This is a genomic window from Williamsia herbipolensis, assembly GCF_036153515.1.
Lineage (GTDB): Bacteria > Actinomycetota > Actinomycetes > Mycobacteriales > Mycobacteriaceae > Williamsia_A > Williamsia_A herbipolensis.
Genome location: NZ_CP108021.1, coordinates 1,904,763 through 1,921,573 on the forward strand (window position 1 = coordinate 1,904,763; position 16,811 = coordinate 1,921,573).

20 protein-coding genes are annotated in these 16,811 nt (G+C 67.0%); 12 read left to right on the plus strand and 8 right to left on the minus strand.

Going from position 1 to position 16,811, the window contains the following annotated elements; translation table 11 throughout:
• Window positions 1-7: 7 nt before the first annotated feature.
• The gene (locus tag OG579_RS08490) at window positions 8-1,543 is read right to left on the minus strand and encodes a hypothetical protein (protein WP_328858775.1); all 1,536 of its coding nucleotides are present in this window, start codon (window positions 1,541-1,543) and stop codon (window positions 8-10) included.
• A 1-nt stretch (window position 1,544) separates the two neighbouring features.
• Window positions 1,545-1,832, minus strand: a complete 288-nt coding sequence (locus tag OG579_RS08495; RefSeq protein ID WP_328858776.1) for a hypothetical protein — start codon at window positions 1,830-1,832, stop codon at window positions 1,545-1,547.
• A gap of 227 nt (window positions 1,833-2,059) precedes the next feature.
• Between OG579_RS08495 and OG579_RS08500 the strand changes: the two genes are divergently transcribed.
• On the plus strand, window positions 2,060-3,238 hold the full coding sequence (locus OG579_RS08500) for an NADH:flavin oxidoreductase/NADH oxidase (protein WP_328858777.1): 1,179 nt from the start codon (window positions 2,060-2,062) through the stop codon (window positions 3,236-3,238).
• A gap of 37 nt (window positions 3,239-3,275) precedes the next feature.
• On the opposite strand, the gene OG579_RS08505 is transcribed toward OG579_RS08500, so the two are convergent.
• A complete protein-coding gene (locus tag OG579_RS08505; RefSeq protein ID WP_328858778.1) occupies window positions 3,276-3,986 on the minus strand; it encodes a cutinase family protein in 711 nt (236 codons plus the stop codon).
• Between the two features lie 618 nt (window positions 3,987-4,604).
• Between OG579_RS08505 and OG579_RS08510 the strand changes: the two genes are divergently transcribed.
• Genes OG579_RS08510 through OG579_RS08520 form a run of 3 tightly spaced genes read left to right on the plus strand, consistent with a single transcriptional unit; the run spans window position 4,605 to window position 6,471 of the window.
• Entirely contained in the window at window positions 4,605-5,840 is a 1,236-nt protein-coding gene (locus OG579_RS08510; RefSeq protein ID WP_045823954.1) for an inorganic phosphate transporter, read from the plus strand.
• 33 nt (window positions 5,841-5,873) lie between these two features.
• Window positions 5,874-6,158 carry a hypothetical protein gene (locus OG579_RS08515; RefSeq protein WP_328858779.1) on the plus strand — a complete coding sequence of 95 codons (285 nt, stop codon included), beginning with the start codon at window positions 5,874-5,876 and terminating at the stop codon, window positions 6,156-6,158.
• 7 nt (window positions 6,159-6,165) lie between these two features.
• The gene (locus OG579_RS08520; RefSeq protein ID WP_328858780.1) at window positions 6,166-6,471 is read left to right on the plus strand and encodes a DUF3349 domain-containing protein; all 306 of its coding nucleotides are present in this window, start codon (window positions 6,166-6,168) and stop codon (window positions 6,469-6,471) included.
• Window positions 6,472-6,474: 3 nt separating this feature from the next.
• On the opposite strand, the gene OG579_RS08525 is transcribed toward OG579_RS08520, so the two are convergent.
• From OG579_RS08525 to OG579_RS08535, 3 genes are read right to left on the minus strand one after another with little or no spacing between them, the layout of a single operon-like run.
• A complete protein-coding gene (locus OG579_RS08525; protein ID WP_328858781.1) occupies window positions 6,475-7,305 on the minus strand; it encodes a sulfate ABC transporter permease in 831 nt (276 codons plus the stop codon).
• Window positions 7,286-8,140 carry a sulfate ABC transporter permease subunit CysT gene (gene cysT, locus OG579_RS08530; RefSeq protein WP_328858782.1) on the minus strand — a complete coding sequence of 285 codons (855 nt, stop codon included), beginning with the start codon at window positions 8,138-8,140 and terminating at the stop codon, window positions 7,286-7,288. Before cysT ends, OG579_RS08525 begins: the two co-directional genes overlap by 20 nt.
• Window positions 8,141-9,160, minus strand: coding sequence for a sulfate ABC transporter substrate-binding protein (locus OG579_RS08535; protein ID WP_408068767.1), 1,020 nt, complete (start codon window positions 9,158-9,160; stop codon window positions 8,141-8,143).
• A gap of 486 nt (window positions 9,161-9,646) precedes the next feature.
• Here OG579_RS08535 and OG579_RS08540 point away from each other — a divergent pair, with 486 nt between their 5' ends.
• From OG579_RS08540 to menE, 3 genes are all read left to right on the plus strand, one after another.
• Window positions 9,647-9,994: a hypothetical protein gene (locus OG579_RS08540; RefSeq protein ID WP_328858783.1), complete on the plus strand. Its 348-nt coding sequence runs from the start codon at window positions 9,647-9,649 to the stop codon at window positions 9,992-9,994.
• A gap of 112 nt (window positions 9,995-10,106) precedes the next feature.
• The gene (locus tag OG579_RS08545) at window positions 10,107-10,442 is read left to right on the plus strand and encodes a DUF3349 domain-containing protein (RefSeq protein ID WP_328858784.1); all 336 of its coding nucleotides are present in this window, start codon (window positions 10,107-10,109) and stop codon (window positions 10,440-10,442) included.
• A complete protein-coding gene (gene menE, locus OG579_RS08550; protein WP_408068816.1) occupies window positions 10,439-11,596 on the plus strand; it encodes an o-succinylbenzoate--CoA ligase in 1,158 nt (385 codons plus the stop codon). The genes OG579_RS08545 and menE overlap by 4 nt, the downstream gene beginning before the upstream one ends.
• Window positions 11,597-11,598: 2 nt before the next feature.
• Here menE and OG579_RS08555 read toward each other — a convergent pair whose 3' ends face one another.
• Window positions 11,599-11,796, minus strand: coding sequence for a hypothetical protein (locus tag OG579_RS08555; RefSeq protein ID WP_328858786.1), 198 nt, complete (start codon window positions 11,794-11,796; stop codon window positions 11,599-11,601).
• Between the two features lie 113 nt (window positions 11,797-11,909).
• Between OG579_RS08555 and OG579_RS08560 the strand changes: the two genes are divergently transcribed.
• On the plus strand, window positions 11,910-12,182 hold the full coding sequence (locus OG579_RS08560; protein WP_328858787.1) for a hypothetical protein: 273 nt from the start codon (window positions 11,910-11,912) through the stop codon (window positions 12,180-12,182).
• A 286-nt stretch (window positions 12,183-12,468) separates the two neighbouring features.
• The gene (locus tag OG579_RS08565; RefSeq protein WP_328858788.1) at window positions 12,469-12,861 is read left to right on the plus strand and encodes a hypothetical protein; all 393 of its coding nucleotides are present in this window, start codon (window positions 12,469-12,471) and stop codon (window positions 12,859-12,861) included.
• Between the two features lie 6 nt (window positions 12,862-12,867).
• Here OG579_RS08565 and OG579_RS08570 read toward each other — a convergent pair whose 3' ends face one another.
• The gene (locus OG579_RS08570; RefSeq protein ID WP_328858789.1) at window positions 12,868-13,515 is read right to left on the minus strand and encodes a nitroreductase family protein; all 648 of its coding nucleotides are present in this window, start codon (window positions 13,513-13,515) and stop codon (window positions 12,868-12,870) included.
• Window positions 13,516-13,835: 320 nt separating this feature from the next.
• Between OG579_RS08570 and OG579_RS08575 the strand changes: the two genes are divergently transcribed.
• From OG579_RS08575 to OG579_RS08585, 3 genes are read left to right on the plus strand one after another with little or no spacing between them, the layout of a single operon-like run.
• Window positions 13,836-14,513, plus strand: a complete 678-nt coding sequence (locus OG579_RS08575; RefSeq protein WP_055793055.1) for a response regulator transcription factor — start codon at window positions 13,836-13,838, stop codon at window positions 14,511-14,513.
• Window positions 14,480-15,703, plus strand: a complete 1,224-nt coding sequence (locus tag OG579_RS08580) for a sensor histidine kinase (RefSeq protein WP_328858790.1) — start codon at window positions 14,480-14,482, stop codon at window positions 15,701-15,703. The genes OG579_RS08575 and OG579_RS08580 overlap by 34 nt, the downstream gene beginning before the upstream one ends.
• On the plus strand, window positions 15,700-16,773 hold the full coding sequence (locus OG579_RS08585) for a hypothetical protein (RefSeq protein WP_328858791.1): 1,074 nt from the start codon (window positions 15,700-15,702) through the stop codon (window positions 16,771-16,773). Before OG579_RS08580 ends, OG579_RS08585 begins: the two co-directional genes overlap by 4 nt.
• The last annotated feature ends 38 nt before the right edge of the window (window positions 16,774-16,811 follow it).

Below are 16,811 nucleotides of genomic sequence, written 5' to 3' on the forward strand. Positions count from 1 at the left end.
GAGAATGTCAGGCTGCGAAACGCAGCGGAGCGACGAACGGAAGGGTCGGTATCGCCATCGCGGCGTGAGCAATCCGACCGGGGTGCACCCCATCAACCGCATATACATCCACCGCCATCGCCGCGGCCGACACAGCGGTCACCGGCGTGCCCTGCAACACGACCGTCGTCGAGTTGGTGACGGACTTGATGTACGTCGACAACATAGCTCCTGATGCCCCTGCGCCCGCGATGTTGACCGACGCTCCGACATCGGCGGAAGTGAACGCTCCCGTCACCGACGTCACCGTCGTGTTGTTCGCGGTGATCGCCGCATCGGTCACGACTCGGCCAGCCGCTTTCCACCTACCCGAGTTCGTGGCCGACTCGACCGTTGCGGCGACGTCGTAGACGTAGTCGAGCGGATGGCGGGGATCGTCGATCGTCACCGCTCCCGCCGTACCCACCGCGAGGTAGGTGCCCGCCGTGAGGTCCATCGGCGCGCCAGCCTTCAGCCAGGTGTTGAGGGTGACCCGCACCGAGTCGTTTGGATCGATGGTCTGATTTGCAACCGTCGCCCACATGTCCGTCGAGGTGGTGTTGGGGGTGATCGTGGTCTGCGCGACCGGCAAGCCACGGACCGCGCCGAGGTTCCACAAGGTGATGAGAGCGTTGGCGATGACCGACACCGACGACCCGGCGGTGATGTCGTTACGTCCCATCGTGCAGATCATGTGAGTGCAGTAGTCCAGTGACCACGCCCGAAAGTGCGCCGAGAGAGCGGCCTGTACTGCGGTTTCGCCGAACTTTCCCATCCACATGTGTGGAACTTGCCGGTTCATCGCCCGCACAAGGAAACCGTTGTCGTAGGCGGTGTTTCCGGCGGCGAATGCGGTCGCGGAGTCGCCAGTTCCAATGCCGATGCTGTCGGTCACGATGCCGAGTGCGCAGATGTCGGCGTTGGTGATCCCGAGGATCGCGACCGGCGAGAATGCGCCGGCTGTCGAGCTCGCGGGGGTACTCGGCAGAGTCTCCTTCTGCTGCTTGTTCGTCAGGTCGGTGCCGGGTGCTCCGATCGACGACCCCTCACCGTTTGTGGCGTTGAGGGTGAGGCCGATAGGCCACTGTCCGCCCGATCCGCACGACACGTAGGTGCGTGACATGAGCCCCAGCTGATAGGCGTAGGGGTCGAGGGTGATCCCGGCCGGGTCGCTGACGATGCGACCACCGGGTGGCAGGGACGCAGTGGCCGCGCCGAGGAACGGAAGCTCGTACCCCTTGCCGCCCCATTCGAGGCTCGCGGCCACCGAAAGTGTTGAGGGGCCCAGGAACCGGCCGGCGAAGTTCGCGTAGATCGCTCGTAGCCCGTATGCCGTGAGACCGGGGATCAGGGCGTGCTGGACCCGGTATGTCGCCGAGGTCTGGGTGTTCGGGGAGAAGTACGTCGAGGGGCCCAGGTTGTTGCCGCGGGTCGCGATTGGGCGCAGCGCCTTCGCTGTTGAGCGCTTCAACGGGTACCGCTTTTTGGCGTCGGCCTGAGCCATGCCGAGGGTCACTGCATCCATGTCACGCCGCCGTCACTGTCGAAGAGGTGGGTCGCCCGGACGCGTCGTAGGTCCACGTCTTGACCTTGCCCATTCGGGTCTCGGTCGCGACGGTGCCGTCAGCGTTCCAGGTGTAGCTAGTGGTGATGCCGCCCTCGGTGGAGGTGGCGATCGTTCCGTCGGAGTTGTAGGAGATCCCGTCGGCGAGCAGCGTTGCGCGCACCAGGTTCCAGTTCGCCGCGTTGTACGACGACCCCGAGGTGAAGTCGGCCTTGGCCGAGACAACGTCGCCTGTCGGCACGAGCACCACGAACCCAGCTGTGTACGCCGTATTCGCCTGCCAGCGCGGGGCATAAGTCCGATAAATAGCCGTCTCGGCCTCACGCCGCTTCCCTTAGCGTGGTGAGCACACGGTTACCGAATGCAGCCCACGACGTAACGCGGGTGATGCCGACGGTTGGTCAACTGGACTCACCGCGGATCCCGACGGCGTGAGACGCGGCCAATCGTTGCCGCACTGATCCACAGGGGGATCGCATGCCCAATCTCTTCTCGCCCTACACGCTCAAGGGCGTCACTCTTCGCAATCGAATCGTCATGTCGCCCATGACGATGTACCGCTCCACCGACGGGAAGATGGACGACTTCCACGTCAGTTACCTCGGCGCCCGCGCCGCCGGCGGCTTCGGGCTGGTTTTCCCCGAGCAGGTCGCCATCACGCCGGACGGTCGTACGTCGACCACCTGCTCGGGAATCTGGAAGGACGACCAGATCGAGGGTCACAAGCGCGTCACCGACACCATCAAGATGTTCGGCGGCGTCGCGGCCATTCAGCTCGGCCACACCGGCCGCAAGGGCAGCGAGGTACCGAAGTACAAGACCATCGACGGGTACCCCGGCGGATCACAGCTCCCACCGGATCACCCGCAGGGCTGGACCTGCCGTGCGCCGTCGGCCATCCCCTACGGCGGCGACCACTCGTTCCCGGTGCACGAGCTCACGAAGGACGAGATCAAGGATCTGTACAAGAGCTACGCGGACGCGGCGCTGCGTGCGGTGGATGCCGGCTACGAATGGCTCGAGATGCACTATGCGCACGGCTATCTCGGCGCGAGCTTCTTCTCGCCGCTCGCGAACCAGCGGACCGACGAGTACGGCGGCAGCCTCGAGAACCGGACGCGGTTCCACCTCGAGGCGCTCGACGCAGTGCGTGAGGTGTGGCCCGCCGAGTATCCGTTGACGATGCGCCTCGGGGCCGATGATCTGAACCCCGACGGCACCCAGTTCGAGGACGCGATCACCGCGATCGGGTGGATGAAAGAGCACGGCCTCGATCTCGCCGACATCTCACTCGGCTTCAACACCGACGATATGCGCAACAACCCGATGGGCAAGCAGGCATTCATGCTCTCGCGGGCCGAGCGCCTGAAGTCCGAGGTCGACATCCCGATCGCGACGAGCTGGAATCTCGGAGTGCCGGAGAAGGCCGACGAGGTGATCCAGAGCGGGATCATCGATCTCGCGTTCCTCGGCCGCCCGGCCCTGTCGAATCCGCACTGGCCGGTGTGGGCTGCTCGCGAACTCGGCTACGACAACCCGTTCGAGCTCGTCCCCGACGACTGGCGCTGGTGGCTGGAGAACTTCCGCGGCCACGAGCCCAGCATCGGGCTGCCTGCTGCCGCCGATACCGCCCTCGACGAGGAGTCCGCCGCGTAACCCGTTGGCACGAGCCACCTCCTACCCAATCTCGGCATCAGATGGCAGTGAGACCGAACGCCCGGTTGTACTTCTCGGTGGCCCATCGGATGTCGCTGCGAAGGGTCGAGGCGAGGACCTCGAGCTCGGTCCGCGCGAGCGGCGGTGTGGTGGCCGACGTCTGGAACTTCGTGGTGTCGGCGAGGTAGGTCGTGTGCGGGTGGCCGGTGATGTCGGTGCCGACGCGGAAGTCGCACACGGGGTCCCTGGCGTGACAGACAGACATCCGCCGAACGCCGGGGAGGGCATAGAACGCGTCGGCGCTCCGATCATCGACACCGCTGACGAACGCGCCGACCGGGTTCTGCCACACGCCTTCTCCGCCGTCGCCGGTCCCCGTGACCCCGTCGGCGCCGGGCTGCTGCAGGGGGTCGCCCATCAACAGCGCCGCCGCTACCGCTGACCGTTTTGCCAGTTCGACCGCTACTCCGTGCGCGACCGCCGCGCCCTGCGAGAACCCGACGAGCACGGCCATCGGCGCGCACCCGGGGCTGCCCTCGGATCGCGCGGTGTCGTATGCGGCGACTGCCGTCGCGACCCCGGATGCCACCGACCGACCGAAGCTGCGGTGTCGGATCCCGTCTGCGGTGCCGACCGCCCGATAACCGCTTCCCACCGAAAGAACCGGGACCGCGCGGATCGCCGTCTGATCGCGGTACGTGGCGGTGAGCAGCCGACTGAGCGTCGCGCCCTCCCAGCCGTCGGTCACCATATCGCCGTATCGCTGGGGGCCGATACTCCCGTCACCGCTCCCGCGGATCGGGATCACCACCGCCGGCGCGCACGACAGACTGCTTGCCTTGGCCGGAGCCGCGGGATTGGCGAGGAGGCACGTTACGGAGAGCCCGACCACAGCCGCCGCCCACAAGCGCATCCTCCACCGCACACCGCCGATGATGCCGCACGACTTCTCGGCCAGCCCACGCCTCAACTCGGCGACAAGAAACGCTTGATCACGCGTCGATCAGTCCCGGGTCCACGTGCAGGCCGCGCAGGTGCATTCGGGTTCCGGGGCCGGGCGACGCCGTCGCGGGACTCGGTCACCGTCGCCGACCCGCGGCGCGATCAACGCGGCCACCAGAGCGACGAACCGATGCACGAACATCCCTCCACAATCCTCCGTTCAACCGACAATTGCGAGTAACAAATCGGTCTCTCAGTAACTCTTAAGACCCACCCGGCTGGCCGCCATTCACTTACCAGCGATTCGGCCAGATGAACAATCGGTAAACGCCGGCTGTAGTAAGCACAAAGCGCCTGGTCAGACCGTGAGTAACAGTCACGATCGCATGGACATTAACGCTTCGCTAGCACCACAATGAGCGCCATGAGCGCAGAGATGCTGATCCTGGTGCTGCTGGTCGTCACGGCACTGGGATTCGACTTCACGAACGGCTTCCACGACACCGGAAACGCGATGGCGACCTCCATCGCAACCGGCGCATTGAAGCCGAAGGTCGCGGTGACCATCGCGGCGGTACTGAACCTCGTCGGCGCCTTCCTGTCGGTTCAGGTCGCGGCCACCATCACCAAGGACGTCCTCAAGATCCAGCAGACCAAGGGCCCGGGCGCGGGCGACCTGGTCAGCGGTCTCGACGGCCAGAAGGCGCTGGTCATCATCTTCGCCGGCCTCATCGGCGGCATCCTCTGGAACCTCTTCACCTGGCTGTTCGGCCTCCCGTCGAGCTCCTCGCACGCGCTGTTCGGCGGTCTGATCGGTTCGGGCCTCGCCGCCATCGGCACCTCGGGCGTCAACTGGGAGGGCATCACCCAGAAGATCATCATCCCGGCACTGCTGGCCCCGGTGATCGCGCTCATCGTCGCGGCGATCGGCACGTGGCTGATCTACGCCATCACCGCGAAGATCGTCGACTCCAAGAAGGAGGGCGGTTTCCGCACCGGTCAGATCGCGACCGCCTCGCTGGTCTCGCTGGCGCACGGCACCGGTGACGCACAGAAGACGATGGGCGTCATCGCCCTCGCCCTCATCGCCACCGGTCACCTCTCGGCCGGCTCGGTCAGCGAAGGCCTGCCGGTCTGGATCGTGTTCTCGTGCGCCATCGCGATCGCTGCGGGCACCTACCTCGGCGGCTGGCGCATCATCCGCACCCTCGGCAAGGGTCTCGTCGAGATCAAGGCGCCTCAGGGTCTCGCAGCCGAAGCCTCCTCGGCCGCAATCATCCTGACGTCGAGCGCCGCCGGCATGGCCCTGTCGACCACCCACGTCGCGACCGGCTCCATCCTCGGATCCGGTGTGGGCAAGCCCGGCGCGTCGGTGCGCTGGAGCGTCGCCGGCCGCATGGTCGTCGCCTGGGTGACCACCCTTCCGCTCGCCGGACTGGTCGGTGCCGCCACCTTCTACATCGCGAACCTGATCGGCGGTGCCCCCGGCGCCATCGTCATCTTCGCCATCCTCGTGGTGCTCGCCGGCTACATGTACTGGCGCGCACAGCAGCAGAAGGTCGACCACAACAACGTCAACGCCGAATGGGACGAGTCGTCGAACACGGTCATCCCGGCCGAGATCGCCGCCGAGTCGCCGTCCACCGTCGGCTCACGCTGATCGCCGGACACACAGAGAACCAGGGAACCTGAGATGGAAACCTTCGAAGCGATCTTCAAAGTCCTCGTGATCGGCCTCGTCCTCGGCGCCGGACTGCCCGCCCTGTTCGCCATCGGCCTGCGCCTCTACGCCGCCGGCTCCGGCGACGTGAACGCCGACGGCAGCACGTCCACCTCGAATCCTGCTCTGCGGGCTGTGGGTATCGCGCTGTTCGTACTGATCGCGGCGGTGATCGTGGTCGGGATCCTCTGGATCACCCGCACCACCATCAACTACCACTTCGGTGTGAATCTCTTCCCCTTCGCACCGGTGAAGTGAGCTGATCATGGCAGAGAGCAACACCTTCGAATCGATTCTCGGCTGGCTGCGCGAGGGCTACCCCGAGGGCGTGCCGCCCAAGGACTACTTCCCGCTGCTGGCGCTGCTCAAGCGCTCGCTCGACGAGGAGCAGGTCACGCGCGCGATCCTGACGGTGTTCAAGGAGCACGGCACCGATGATCCGGTCACCGAGGACCAGATCCGCGGCGCGATCCACAAGGTGATCGAGATCGAACCGAACCCCGAGGAGATCAACCAGGTGGCGTCCCGCCTGGCGTCCGTCGGGTGGCCGCTCGCGGCCCCCGCTCGATAGATCTCAGCCGGCCTGTTCGGTTTCCCGCTCGCCGTTCTCGACGCGGCGGGCGAGGAGCGTCATCACCAGGATGATCACGATCGCCACGAGCATCAGGGTGGTGGACGCGGCGTAGGCGCCGTACTCGTTGCCCTGCTCGAAACGCCCGTACACCAACAATGTCAGCGACTGCGAGATCCCGGGCTGGTTCGACGACACGAGGATGACGGCGCCGAACTCGCCGAGCCCGCGTGCAGCGGTCAGCACCATCCCGTATCCCAGTCCCCATCGGATCGCGGGCAGCGTGATGCGGCGGAAGATCTGGAGGGCGTTGGCGCCCAACGTCATCGCCGCCTCCTCCTGTTCGGTGCCGATCTCGAGCAGCACCGGCTCCACCTCGCGCACCACGAACGGCAACGTCACGAACACCGTGGCGAGCACCATCCCGGGGACGGCGAAGATGATCTGGATCCCCCAGTTCGACAGGAACCCGAACCACCCGTCGACTCCCCACACGAGGATGAGCGACACACCGACCACCACCGGTGACAGGGCGAACGGCAGGTCGACGATGGCCTCCACGATCGCTCGGCCACGCCATTTCCCGCGCGCGAGCGCCAGCGCGAGCAGCACGCCGAAAACGCCGTTCAGCGGGATCACGATCGCGATGATGAGCAGCGACAGATCAAGCGCCGAGATGGCGGCCGGCGAGGTCACCGAATCGATGAACGCACCGACACCGGGTTCGAACGTGCGATAGAGGATGAGCCCGAGCGGGACGATCAGCAGCACACCGATGTAGAACAGCACGAACAGCCGACTGACGGTGGTGTACCTAAGCCACGAACGTGTCACTGGGCGCTTCCTTTCGAGCCAGGCGCGACGCGACGATTCGCAGCACGAACAGCACCACGAACGAGACCACCATCAGCACCACCGACACCGCCGCCGCGGCCGCCGGGCTGTCCTGCTCGATGAGCGAGCGGATGTACTGCGAGGAGACCTCGGTTTTGCGCGGGATACCGCCACCGATCAGCACCACCGAGCCGAACTCGCCGATCGCGCGCGAGAAGGCCAGTCCCGCGCCGGAGAGCAACGCGGGCGCCAATGCCGGCAGGATCACCGACCGCGTGATCACGAACGGCCGCGCGCCCAGTGTCGCCGCTGCCTCCTCCACCGACTTCTCCAGTTCGAGGATGACCGGTTGCACCGAGCGCACCACGAACGGCAGTGTGACGAATAGCAGCGCCACCATCACGCCGTACTTCGTCTGTTGCACATGGATACCCACCGGGCTGGTCGCGCCGTAGAGGGCGAGGAGCACGATGCTGGCCACGATGGTCGGCAATGCGAACGGGAGATCGATCAGCGCGTCGACGAACCGCCGGCCGGGGAAGTCGTCACGCGTGAGGGTCCACGCGATCTGCAGGCCCACCACGGCGTTGATGACGGTGACGACCGCCGAGGTCAGGAACGTGACCTCGAACGCCGAGATCGCCGACTCGGTGGTGATCGCGTCCCAGAACGGCCCGATGCCCGACCCGAGTGCGCTCGCGACCAACGCGGCGATCGGCAGCAGCACGATCACGCTGAGCCACAGCCCGCCCGCGCCGATCCCGAGAGCGGTGGAGATGCCGAAGCCCCGCCGGCGCGCTCGGCGCACCCGCGGGGGCTTCGTCGCGAGGGTCATCTAGCCGGTGGCCTGGGCGTAGATCTTGGTGAACTGGCCGTTGGTCTTGTCGAACAGATCCGTGTCGACCGAGGTCCAGCCACCGAGGTCGGCGATGGTCCACGTCTTCGCGATGCTCGGGAAGTCCGATGCCGTCGCGGCGGCCACGGTCGGATCGACAGGACGGAATCCGGCCTCGGCCCACAGCTTCTGGGCGTCGGCGGAGGTCACGTAGTCGACGAACGCCTTGGCCTGGTCTTTGTGCGAGCCGTTCACCACGGCAATGGGGTTCTCGATCTTGAAATCGACCGACGGGTCCACGTAGTCGACGTTCTTGCCCTGACGCTGCAGGTTGATGGCCTCGTTCTCGTACGAGATGAGGACGTCACCGGTGCCCTGGGTGAACAGGGCCGAGGCGTCGGATCCCGATGCGGGACGGGTCTTCACGTGATCGCGAACCAGGCTCTGGATGAAGTCGACGCCCTTCTGCTTGTCGGCCCCACCGTTGCTCACGGCCGCGTACGGCGCGAGCAGGTTCCACTTCGCCGAACCCGAGCTACGCGGATCGGGGGTGACCACCTCGACGCCCGGCTTCAGCAGGTCGCTCCAGTCACGGATGTTCTTCGGGTTTCCCTTGCGCACCACCAGCGACACGACCGAGGTGAACCCGATGCCTTTGTACTGCCCGGCGTTCCAGGAGGCATCGACCTTGCCCGCCTTCACGAGGCGGGTCACGTCCGGCTCCACCGACAGTGAGACCACGTCGGCCGCCAGGCCGGAGACCACCTTGCGCGACTGGTCGCCGGAGGCGCCGTAGCTCTCGTTGATCGAGATCCCCGAGCCGGCGCTGGTCTTCTCGAACGCCGGGATGACCTTGGCGAATCCCGGCTTCGGAACGGAGTAGGCCACCAGCGACAGTGAGGTGCCGCCTGCGGGCTTCGCGCTCTCGCCGCTCACGTCGCTCGATCCGCCGCCGCAGGCGGAGAGTCCGACGGTTGCCGCCACGACGATGCCCGCCGCGATCATGGATTGTGCTCTCATCATTCCTCCGGTGCTTCCGATGACCGAACAGTGCGTCTGTTCGCAGCGAGGGCCGAGCGGTGCGTGACATCCGAAGTCGGCAGAGTGCCGCCCGCGCAATGACATCCGGAGCGGATCGCCGTTGTCGACGGCTCCGCGAACTGACCCCCGCGTTGTTCGTCGAGAACAGTAGCGGCGAGGTGGCCGCGGCTCTCTGCACGTGAGCGCACTCCCCTATGGGCCACCCCTGTACTCGACGAGGTCGAACTGACCTCGGACGCAAAAGCGCAGGCCAGGGACCCTACGGACCTCTCCTTGGACGGTGCCCCTGCAGCGGCACGACGAGTCGAGAAGACTAAAAATCATGTCGCGCAGAACTTTTCGGCATACCTATCGAAAAGAACATATCGGACACCACCCGAATCGCGCTGCGGCGAAGTCTTGGAGATCGCCCACGAGCGGTGATACCTCTTGTGGTCCGCAGACCCGAGCGCAGGAGGCGATTGGATGGGGAAAGTCCTGTGGCTAACGAACTTCCGTAACGTACCCGAGGATCGGGGAGTCGACAACGAGAGCGACGGGGCGCCGACTGTTCGCATCACCGACAACCAGCGGGCGCAGGCCGCGCAGTTCTCTGGCCTGTTGGCCGAGCACGCCGAGGCGTTGCGGCAAGAACTCGCCGCCCTGCGGGGTAGGCCCGACGCCCAGTCGCAGAACCGAAGGACTTTTCTCTTCGGGGAGCTCCGCGAGGTGGAGCGGCTCACCGGCGACCTCCACGCGCGATGGGATGCGACCGCCGACCCGACGCCGAGTACGGATCTCGACGATGCCACCGACCTGCCCCGGCAGGGCTGATCGCGCGTTCCCACAGCTGTGCCCCCGTACGGGGATGTGGGAAGATCGACGCCATCGGCGTGCAGGGAACAGCGCCGCCTGACACCTCGTCCATGCATGCCGGGAGGGACCCATGGACCGACCGCAACTGATGCGCTCGATCATGAACTGGTTGCGCGCCGGATACCCCCACGGCGTCCCGCAGCAGGACTATGTTCCGCTCATGGCCCTGCTACGCCGACAGCTCACCGACGACGAAGTGCACGAGATCGCTGACCTGCTCGTCGCCGAGGTCGACTCCGACCCCACCCATGAACCGATCAGCCGGGTCGATGTGGGTGTCCTGATCACGAAGGTGACCGACGAGATGCCGTCGGACGCCGATGTCGAGCGGGTGCGTGCGCTCCTCGCGAAGACCGGGTGGCAGTTCGACACCGATCAGTCCGGCGAGAACCCGGGCCCGTCCTGAGAACCCTCGCCACGCTCCCCCTGCCGTCGGGGCCGGCGGTGCTCGATGCGGTCGACGATCTGCACGCCATCATCGACGGGACGATCGCTGCGCTCCCCGTACCGGCCGGCGATCCCCGCGAGATCGAACGACTCGAGTCGGCCCTGGGCGCCGGCGAGCAGATCGACGACGACATCGCCCTGGTGATCGCCACCTCGGGCACCACCGGCGTCCCCAAGGGGGCGCTCCACACCGCAGCCACCCTGGCCGCGTCGGCGGCCGCCACCGATGCGCGGCTCGGCGGGCCGGGCGGTTGGCTGCTCGCGTTACCGGCCCACCACATCGCCGGGCTGCAGGTGCTGTTGCGGTGCCTGCGGGGCGGCTTCACGCCAGTCGTCATCGACGTCGCCCGTGGTTTCGACCCGGCAGATCTGATCCGCGGCATCGACGCGATCGAGGGCCCTCGTCGGTACACCTCCCTGGTGCCCACCCAGCTCATCAAGGTGCTCGACGACCCGAATGCGACCGCGGCACTGCGAGAGGTCGACGCGGTGCTGGTCGGTGGTGCCGCGACCCCGATCCTGCTGCAGCAGCGCGCAGTCGACGCCGGGATCCCCATCGTGCGCACCTACGGGATGAGCGAGACCTGCGGGGGATGCGTGTACGACGGCGTCCCTCTCGACGGTGTCGGCATCGTGCTCGACTCGGCGAACGCCGACGGCGTCGGACGGGTGATCCTGCGTGGACCGATGGTCGCTCGCGGATATCGGAATGTGCCGGACCACAGCGCGTTCGCCGTCCCCGGCGAGTACCGCACTGACGACCTCGGCCGTCTCGACGACGGCGTTTTGTCGATCATCGGTCGGGCCGACGAGGCCATCACCACCGGCGGCCTCACCGTGGTTCCCCAGGTCGTCGAAGCCGCGATCCTCAGCGATCCCGCGGTTGCCGAATGTGCCGTGTTCGGCCTACCCGATGAGCGCCTCGGCGAGAGAGTCGTTGCGGCAGTGGTCCCGTCGACCGGCGCCACCATCGACCCCGAACGCGTGCGCGCCGTCGTCATCGAACGGCTCGACCGGTCCGCCGCACCGCGCGACGTCCACATCGTCGACGGGCTCCCGCTCCGCGGACCGGGCAAGGTCGACCGGGCCGCGCTGCGGCGGTCACTGAGCTGACGCTAGTACACGCCCCCTGCGCGGATGCGCAGCACTTCGTCGACCCCGGCGATCACGGCGTCACGGTCCACGTCGCTCAGTACGTCGACGCACGCGAACTGTTCGGTGCTGCGCGAGACCGCGTCCTCAAAAGTCAGGATGTCCGCCGGTAGGTCGCCCCGCCTGATCCGGTCGTCGATGTCACCGATGATCCGCGCCACCGTCTCTGTCCAGTGGGCATAGGTCATGAACCCCCCTCTCCCCAGCCGCGATGCTAGCGATCCGCAGAATCGGACACAAGTCGGTCGCGCTTCACATGCAGCACACTGGTCACATGCCCATCGCGCCGGACTTCTTCTATGCGCTGGTCGTCATGAACCTGCTGTTCGTGACGGCTGCGTGGTCGCTGGCCCGGCCCGGCATGGCCACCTCGGCGATCCTGACGACCGTCGCGGTCGTATGGGTGCTCGCGAACGGACCCATAGAGGGTCACGTAATCCTCAGCTTCACCCTCCACCACGGTGTCACCGAATCGGACCTGCTGTCCGTGATCGCCGTTGCGATCGCTGGAGTCGGCGTGTGGCGCGTACGACGTTCGCGAATCTGATCACGTCGGTCACACGTACGACAAGGTCTGTCGCGTCGGAGAGTCGTCAGTTAGCGTAACGAGCAAATACCTCATCTTCGGGAGCGCTGCCGTGAACAGAACACTGCGATCGACCCTCACGACGACCTGCATCGCCGTCACCATCGCGACAATGTCAGGTGCCGTAGCGACTGCGAAACCCGCACCGCCGCAGCCCCTTGTCTCGCAACTGCAATCGCTCACGGGAATCAGCCCGAACGCCGACACCACGCCCTCGTTCATCCGGAACTCCGGCACCGTTGCGCACGTGACGTCGGTCGGCAACACGGCCACCATCGTGTTCACCGCACCCGACCGCGGCGACTGCGGCGGCGGGGTGGTGAAGGGGACCTACGAGGACCTCCTCAATCTCCCGCCGACACCCGAGTCGCTCAACTATCTGGCCGACATCCCGGGACCCGATCTCTTCCAGTTCTATTCACCGAGCGTGATCGGCTCGAAGTACTACCCCACGATCCCGCCCGAGCAACTCTCACCGCATACCGTCGTCGCGACTCTGCCCCCGGGGCAGTACACGGTGTTCACCTTCTGCAGCATCATCGGACCCGACGGCGAGACCACGCCAGGCCTCAGCAAGTACTACGCCGACGAGTTCACACTGCCGTCGGCGACGCAGACCCCCACGTTCGGTAGTTCCTGACCGCCGTCACCAGCGATCGACGTGCAGTACCTCGTCGAGGTCGGCGCGCGGGGCGGGCTTGAAGGTGTCGCCGGTGTAGTACGCGGTGGGCAGAAGGGCTCCCTGGTGGAAGCCTGCGGGGATGTCGAGGATCTCGGCGACCTCGGCTTCGCGGTTGAGATGCAGTGTCGTCCAGGCCGTTCCGAGTCCGCGGGCGCGTGCAGCGAGGGCGTAGCTCCACACCGCCGGCAGCAGTGATCCCCACAATCCCGCCTGGTTGCCGGCGGGCAGGTCCTTGCCCGCCTTGATGCACGGGATCAGCAGCACCGGCACCCGGCCCATGTTCTCCCCCAACACCTCCACGCTGGTGCCCACGCGGCGCTGCACCTGCGAGCGAGCGGGGTCATCGGCGAACAGCTTCGCCGCCGACGCCTGAGACGCCAGGTACTTCTCGGTCTCCTGCCGATAGATCTCCCCGACCTTCGCGCGCTGCTCGGCGTCGGTGACCACCACCCACTGCCAGCCCTGCCGGTTCGAACCACTCGGCGCCTGCAACGCCACCTCGAGGCATTCGCGGATCAGTTCCATCGGCACGTCGCGATCGAGGTCGAGGCGCTTGCGCACGGTGCGCGTGGTGGTGAGCAGCTCATCGGGGTCGAGATCCAGAATCGTCATACGCCCACAGTGCCAGGCCGATCGCCGAGCCGGTCGGGCACTGCGGAGACGCACGGTGCAACATAATCCGAACCCGGAAGCCACTTTTTGTGAGAAGGCACAGTGTTCGTGTAGTTCGTTCTCACTACACCGGGGCTCCTTCGCCGGGTACAGGCGGCTTGTCGCAGGTCAGCGGGCGAGAATCGTCCCGTGATCTCGATGACGCTGCGCACTCACGGGCGGCTTCGCACGCGCCTGCCCTATGAACACGCGATTGCCACCGGTCACCCCCGCTGTCACCCTCGATGCACGGCGGCAGGAGCGTCCGGGACAGGCACCCGATGACCGACAGCGCATCGGGAACTGCCGGTCAGCCCGCCCGGATCGGAGTCATCGATGATCACGAGATCGCCATCCTCGGGCTCAAGGCGATGATGGAGACCACCTCCGACCTCGCATTCGTCGGCGGCGGCGCAACGGTGAAAGAACTCCTCGCGATCACCACCGACCTCGATCTCGCGGTGCTCGACCTGCGCCTCGACGACGGCAGCTCCCCACGCAAGAACGTCGAGGAACTGCGCGCCCACGGCATCGAGTGCCTGGTGTACACCTCGGCCGAGGAGGCCTACCTCGTCCGGTCTGCCGCTGCCGCAGGCGTTCTGGGTGTGGTGCGCAAGTCACCGCGCGCCGTGGAGATCCTCGAGGCCATCCGTGCCGCCGTGCGCGGCGAGACCATCGCGACCATGGACTGGGCCGCCGCCATCGACGCCGACGAGGAGTTCGTGGAGGTCAACCTCAGCCCTCGTCAGCGAGAAGTGCTGGAGCTGTACGCATCCGGGGAGGCCAACGCCCGCGTGGCGAAGCTGACCGGCCTCTCGGTCGACACCGTCAGCCAGTACCTCGGCCGCATCCGCAGCAAGTACGCTGCGGCCGGACGTCCCGCCCCGACGAAGACCGACCTCTACAAACGCGCAGTGGAGGACGGATGGCTACCGATGCCTCGCCGGCCCCGCGACTGACCGACCGCTCGGCGCGGACCGGCGAACGAACACCCGGCGACGCCGAACTGCGCATCACGCGGCAGTTCGCGATCTTCGTCGGCGCCGGTTACCTCGCGTACGGGGCATTGTGTCTGGGAAACATCGCGAAATCGTTCGAGTACATGGCGGGCTGGTGGGCGTTCGGTGCACCGATCGTGGTGTTCGGCAGCGGCATCGCCGTCGGCGTCGTCGCGGCCGTCAACGCGCGACACCTGGTGCGCCCCGCCATCATCGTGGCCGTCATCGCCTATCTCGTCGCGGCCCTGCTGGTTCCGGTGGCGTGGAAGAACGGGATGTACAGCGACGAGCGGGGTCTGTGGTTCTCGCAGTTCCCGGGCCTGGTGGGTGTCGCGATCGGTGTCGGCTGGCCGCGGGGACGGGCCCTGCTGTATCTCCTCGTACTCACCACCGTGGCCACGTTCATGTCGCGGGTCGTGCGGCCGTCGGACCTCGTCGTGCCGCTGGGCCCCGACCTCGCTTTCGCCTTCGCCTACTCGATGACGTTCACCGCCGCGGTCATCATCGGTGCACGAACGGCCCGACTGCTCGACGAGACCCGCGCGGACGCCTTTCACCTGGCCGCACGCGCCGCCGCTGCGCGCGCCCGCGAGTCCGAACGCGCCCGTTTCGACGCACTCACCCACGACGGCGTGATGACGGCGCTGCTCGGCGCCGCCCGGATGGGCAACACCGATTCCCTGCGGTCACTCGCCTCGAACACGATCGCCGAACTCGGTGTGGAACAGAGCGCCTCGTACTCCGTGCCCGCCTCCGCGGCCATCGCCCAATTGCAGAGTGCCGTCACCGACATCGACGACACCGTCGCGTTCACCGACACGCGACACCCTCCGCTCGGTCTCACCACCTACCCCCAGGATGTGGTGCGCACGATGTCGGCGGCGATGGCCGAGGCCGTGCGCAACGCGCTCCGCCACGCCGGCGCCGATGCGGTCATCGCTGTCGAGGTCACGGTCTCGGCGAATCGGCTGAACATCGAGATCACCGACAACGGAGTCGGATTCGACCTCGGCCGGGTGCCACCGCATCGTCTCGGTCTCGCGGTCAGTGTGCGCGGCCGGATGGAGCAGCTCGCAGGAGGCCAGGCCACCATCGACTCCGCGCTCGGACACGGTACCCGCGTCACCCTCACGTGGGCCCGGCCGTCATGACCATCGCCTCGAGCACACGACTGACCGCCGAGGATCTCCGCGACGCGGGTTCGCTCATCGGCCTGCACACCACGGGAGCGAAACTTCTCACCGCGTTGTACATGGTGCTCGTGTCGGCCGCGATCTTCTTCGTGTCCCCTGGCGACGCCACGTCCGTCATCGGCACCGCTGTGTCCTTGGTGGTGTTCGGGGCGGCGACGGCCGGCATCGTCGTGGCCCGCCAGGACCCGTTGCCGTTGCGCGCCGCGATCCCCATGGCCTGTGCAGGTGCTGTCGGATGCGGTATCGCGCTGGCCACCCTCGATGTGTCCGCGAGGGCTGCCACCCTCAACTGGATGCACGGTCTGGGCACCGCGGTGCTCTGTTTCCTCTGCGTGCGTGGTCGAACGGCGCTCGCCTGGGCCGGAATGGCTCTCATGCTGGCCGCCTACCTGGTGGCGGCGATCGTGGGACCGGCGCGTGTCGGGGTGGGGCCGCAGGTCACCCTGATCGACGTCGCGCCGCTGTCGATGGCGACGGTGTTCAGTCTGACGTTGCGCCCCAGCGCGACACTGATCTTCGATCTCCGACGGTCGGGCGCACGACGCAGCGCGGAACTCGCCGCTCAGACCGCCGCGGCGGCCGAGCGCGACGCGCAGCTCGCCGAACTCGACAAGCTGGCGCGACCGATGCTCGACCGGATCGCGGCCGGCGACGAGCTGACCCCCGCCGAGCGGGAGACCTGCGAGCTGCTGGAGGCGCACCTGCGGGACCGGCTGCGCGCGCCCGGACTCGCGACGCCGGAGGTGGCCGACGCCGCACGTGCGGCCCGCAGCCGAGGCGTCGAGGTGATCCTCCTCGACGACGACCCCCTGCGGTCGGCCTCGGAAGACGCCCTGGTGCGGGTACGAGAGGCGATCGTCGACGTCCTCGAGTCGGCGACATCGGGTGACGTCCGCGTGCGGCTTCTGCCGCCCCATCGATCGGCCATGGCGTCGATCGTGAGGCGCGACGGCGGCGACATGTACCGCCGCGATTTCGGTTCCGACGGCATCGAGATCGTTCGCTCGACGATCGACGTCGACGCCTGATTGCGTGCCCCATCTAATGGTGACCCCGGTTTGGGGGA

Bases quoted from the DNA above. Each gene is read 5' to 3' on its own strand.
- OG579_RS08545 (WP_328858784.1), top strand. From the start codon at position 10,107: ATGGACCGACCGCAACTGATGCGCTCGATCATGAACTGGTTGCGCGCC.
- OG579_RS08580 (WP_328858790.1), top strand. From the start codon at position 14,480: ATGGCTACCGATGCCTCGCCGGCCCCGCGACTGACCGACCGCTCGGCG.
- OG579_RS08515 (WP_328858779.1), top strand. From the start codon at position 5,874: ATGGAAACCTTCGAAGCGATCTTCAAAGTCCTCGTGATCGGCCTCGTC.
- OG579_RS08535 (WP_408068767.1), bottom strand. From the start codon at position 9,160: ATGAGAGCACAATCCATGATCGCGGCGGGCATCGTCGTGGCGGCAACC.
- OG579_RS08520 (WP_328858780.1), top strand. From the start codon at position 6,166: ATGGCAGAGAGCAACACCTTCGAATCGATTCTCGGCTGGCTGCGCGAG.
- OG579_RS08575 (WP_055793055.1), top strand. From the start codon at position 13,836: ATGACCGACAGCGCATCGGGAACTGCCGGTCAGCCCGCCCGGATCGGA.
- OG579_RS08490 (WP_328858775.1), bottom strand. From the start codon at position 1,543: ATGGATGCAGTGACCCTCGGCATGGCTCAGGCCGACGCCAAAAAGCGG.
- cysT (WP_328858782.1), bottom strand. From the start codon at position 8,140: ATGACCCTCGCGACGAAGCCCCCGCGGGTGCGCCGAGCGCGCCGGCGG.
- OG579_RS08585 (WP_328858791.1), top strand. From the start codon at position 15,700: ATGACCATCGCCTCGAGCACACGACTGACCGCCGAGGATCTCCGCGAC.
- OG579_RS08510 (WP_045823954.1), top strand. From the start codon at position 4,605: ATGAGCGCAGAGATGCTGATCCTGGTGCTGCTGGTCGTCACGGCACTG.
- OG579_RS08500 (WP_328858777.1), top strand. From the start codon at position 2,060: ATGCCCAATCTCTTCTCGCCCTACACGCTCAAGGGCGTCACTCTTCGC.
- OG579_RS08540 (WP_328858783.1), top strand. From the start codon at position 9,647: ATGGGGAAAGTCCTGTGGCTAACGAACTTCCGTAACGTACCCGAGGAT.
- OG579_RS08570 (WP_328858789.1), bottom strand. From the start codon at position 13,515: ATGACGATTCTGGATCTCGACCCCGATGAGCTGCTCACCACCACGCGC.
- OG579_RS08560 (WP_328858787.1), top strand. From the start codon at position 11,910: ATGCCCATCGCGCCGGACTTCTTCTATGCGCTGGTCGTCATGAACCTG.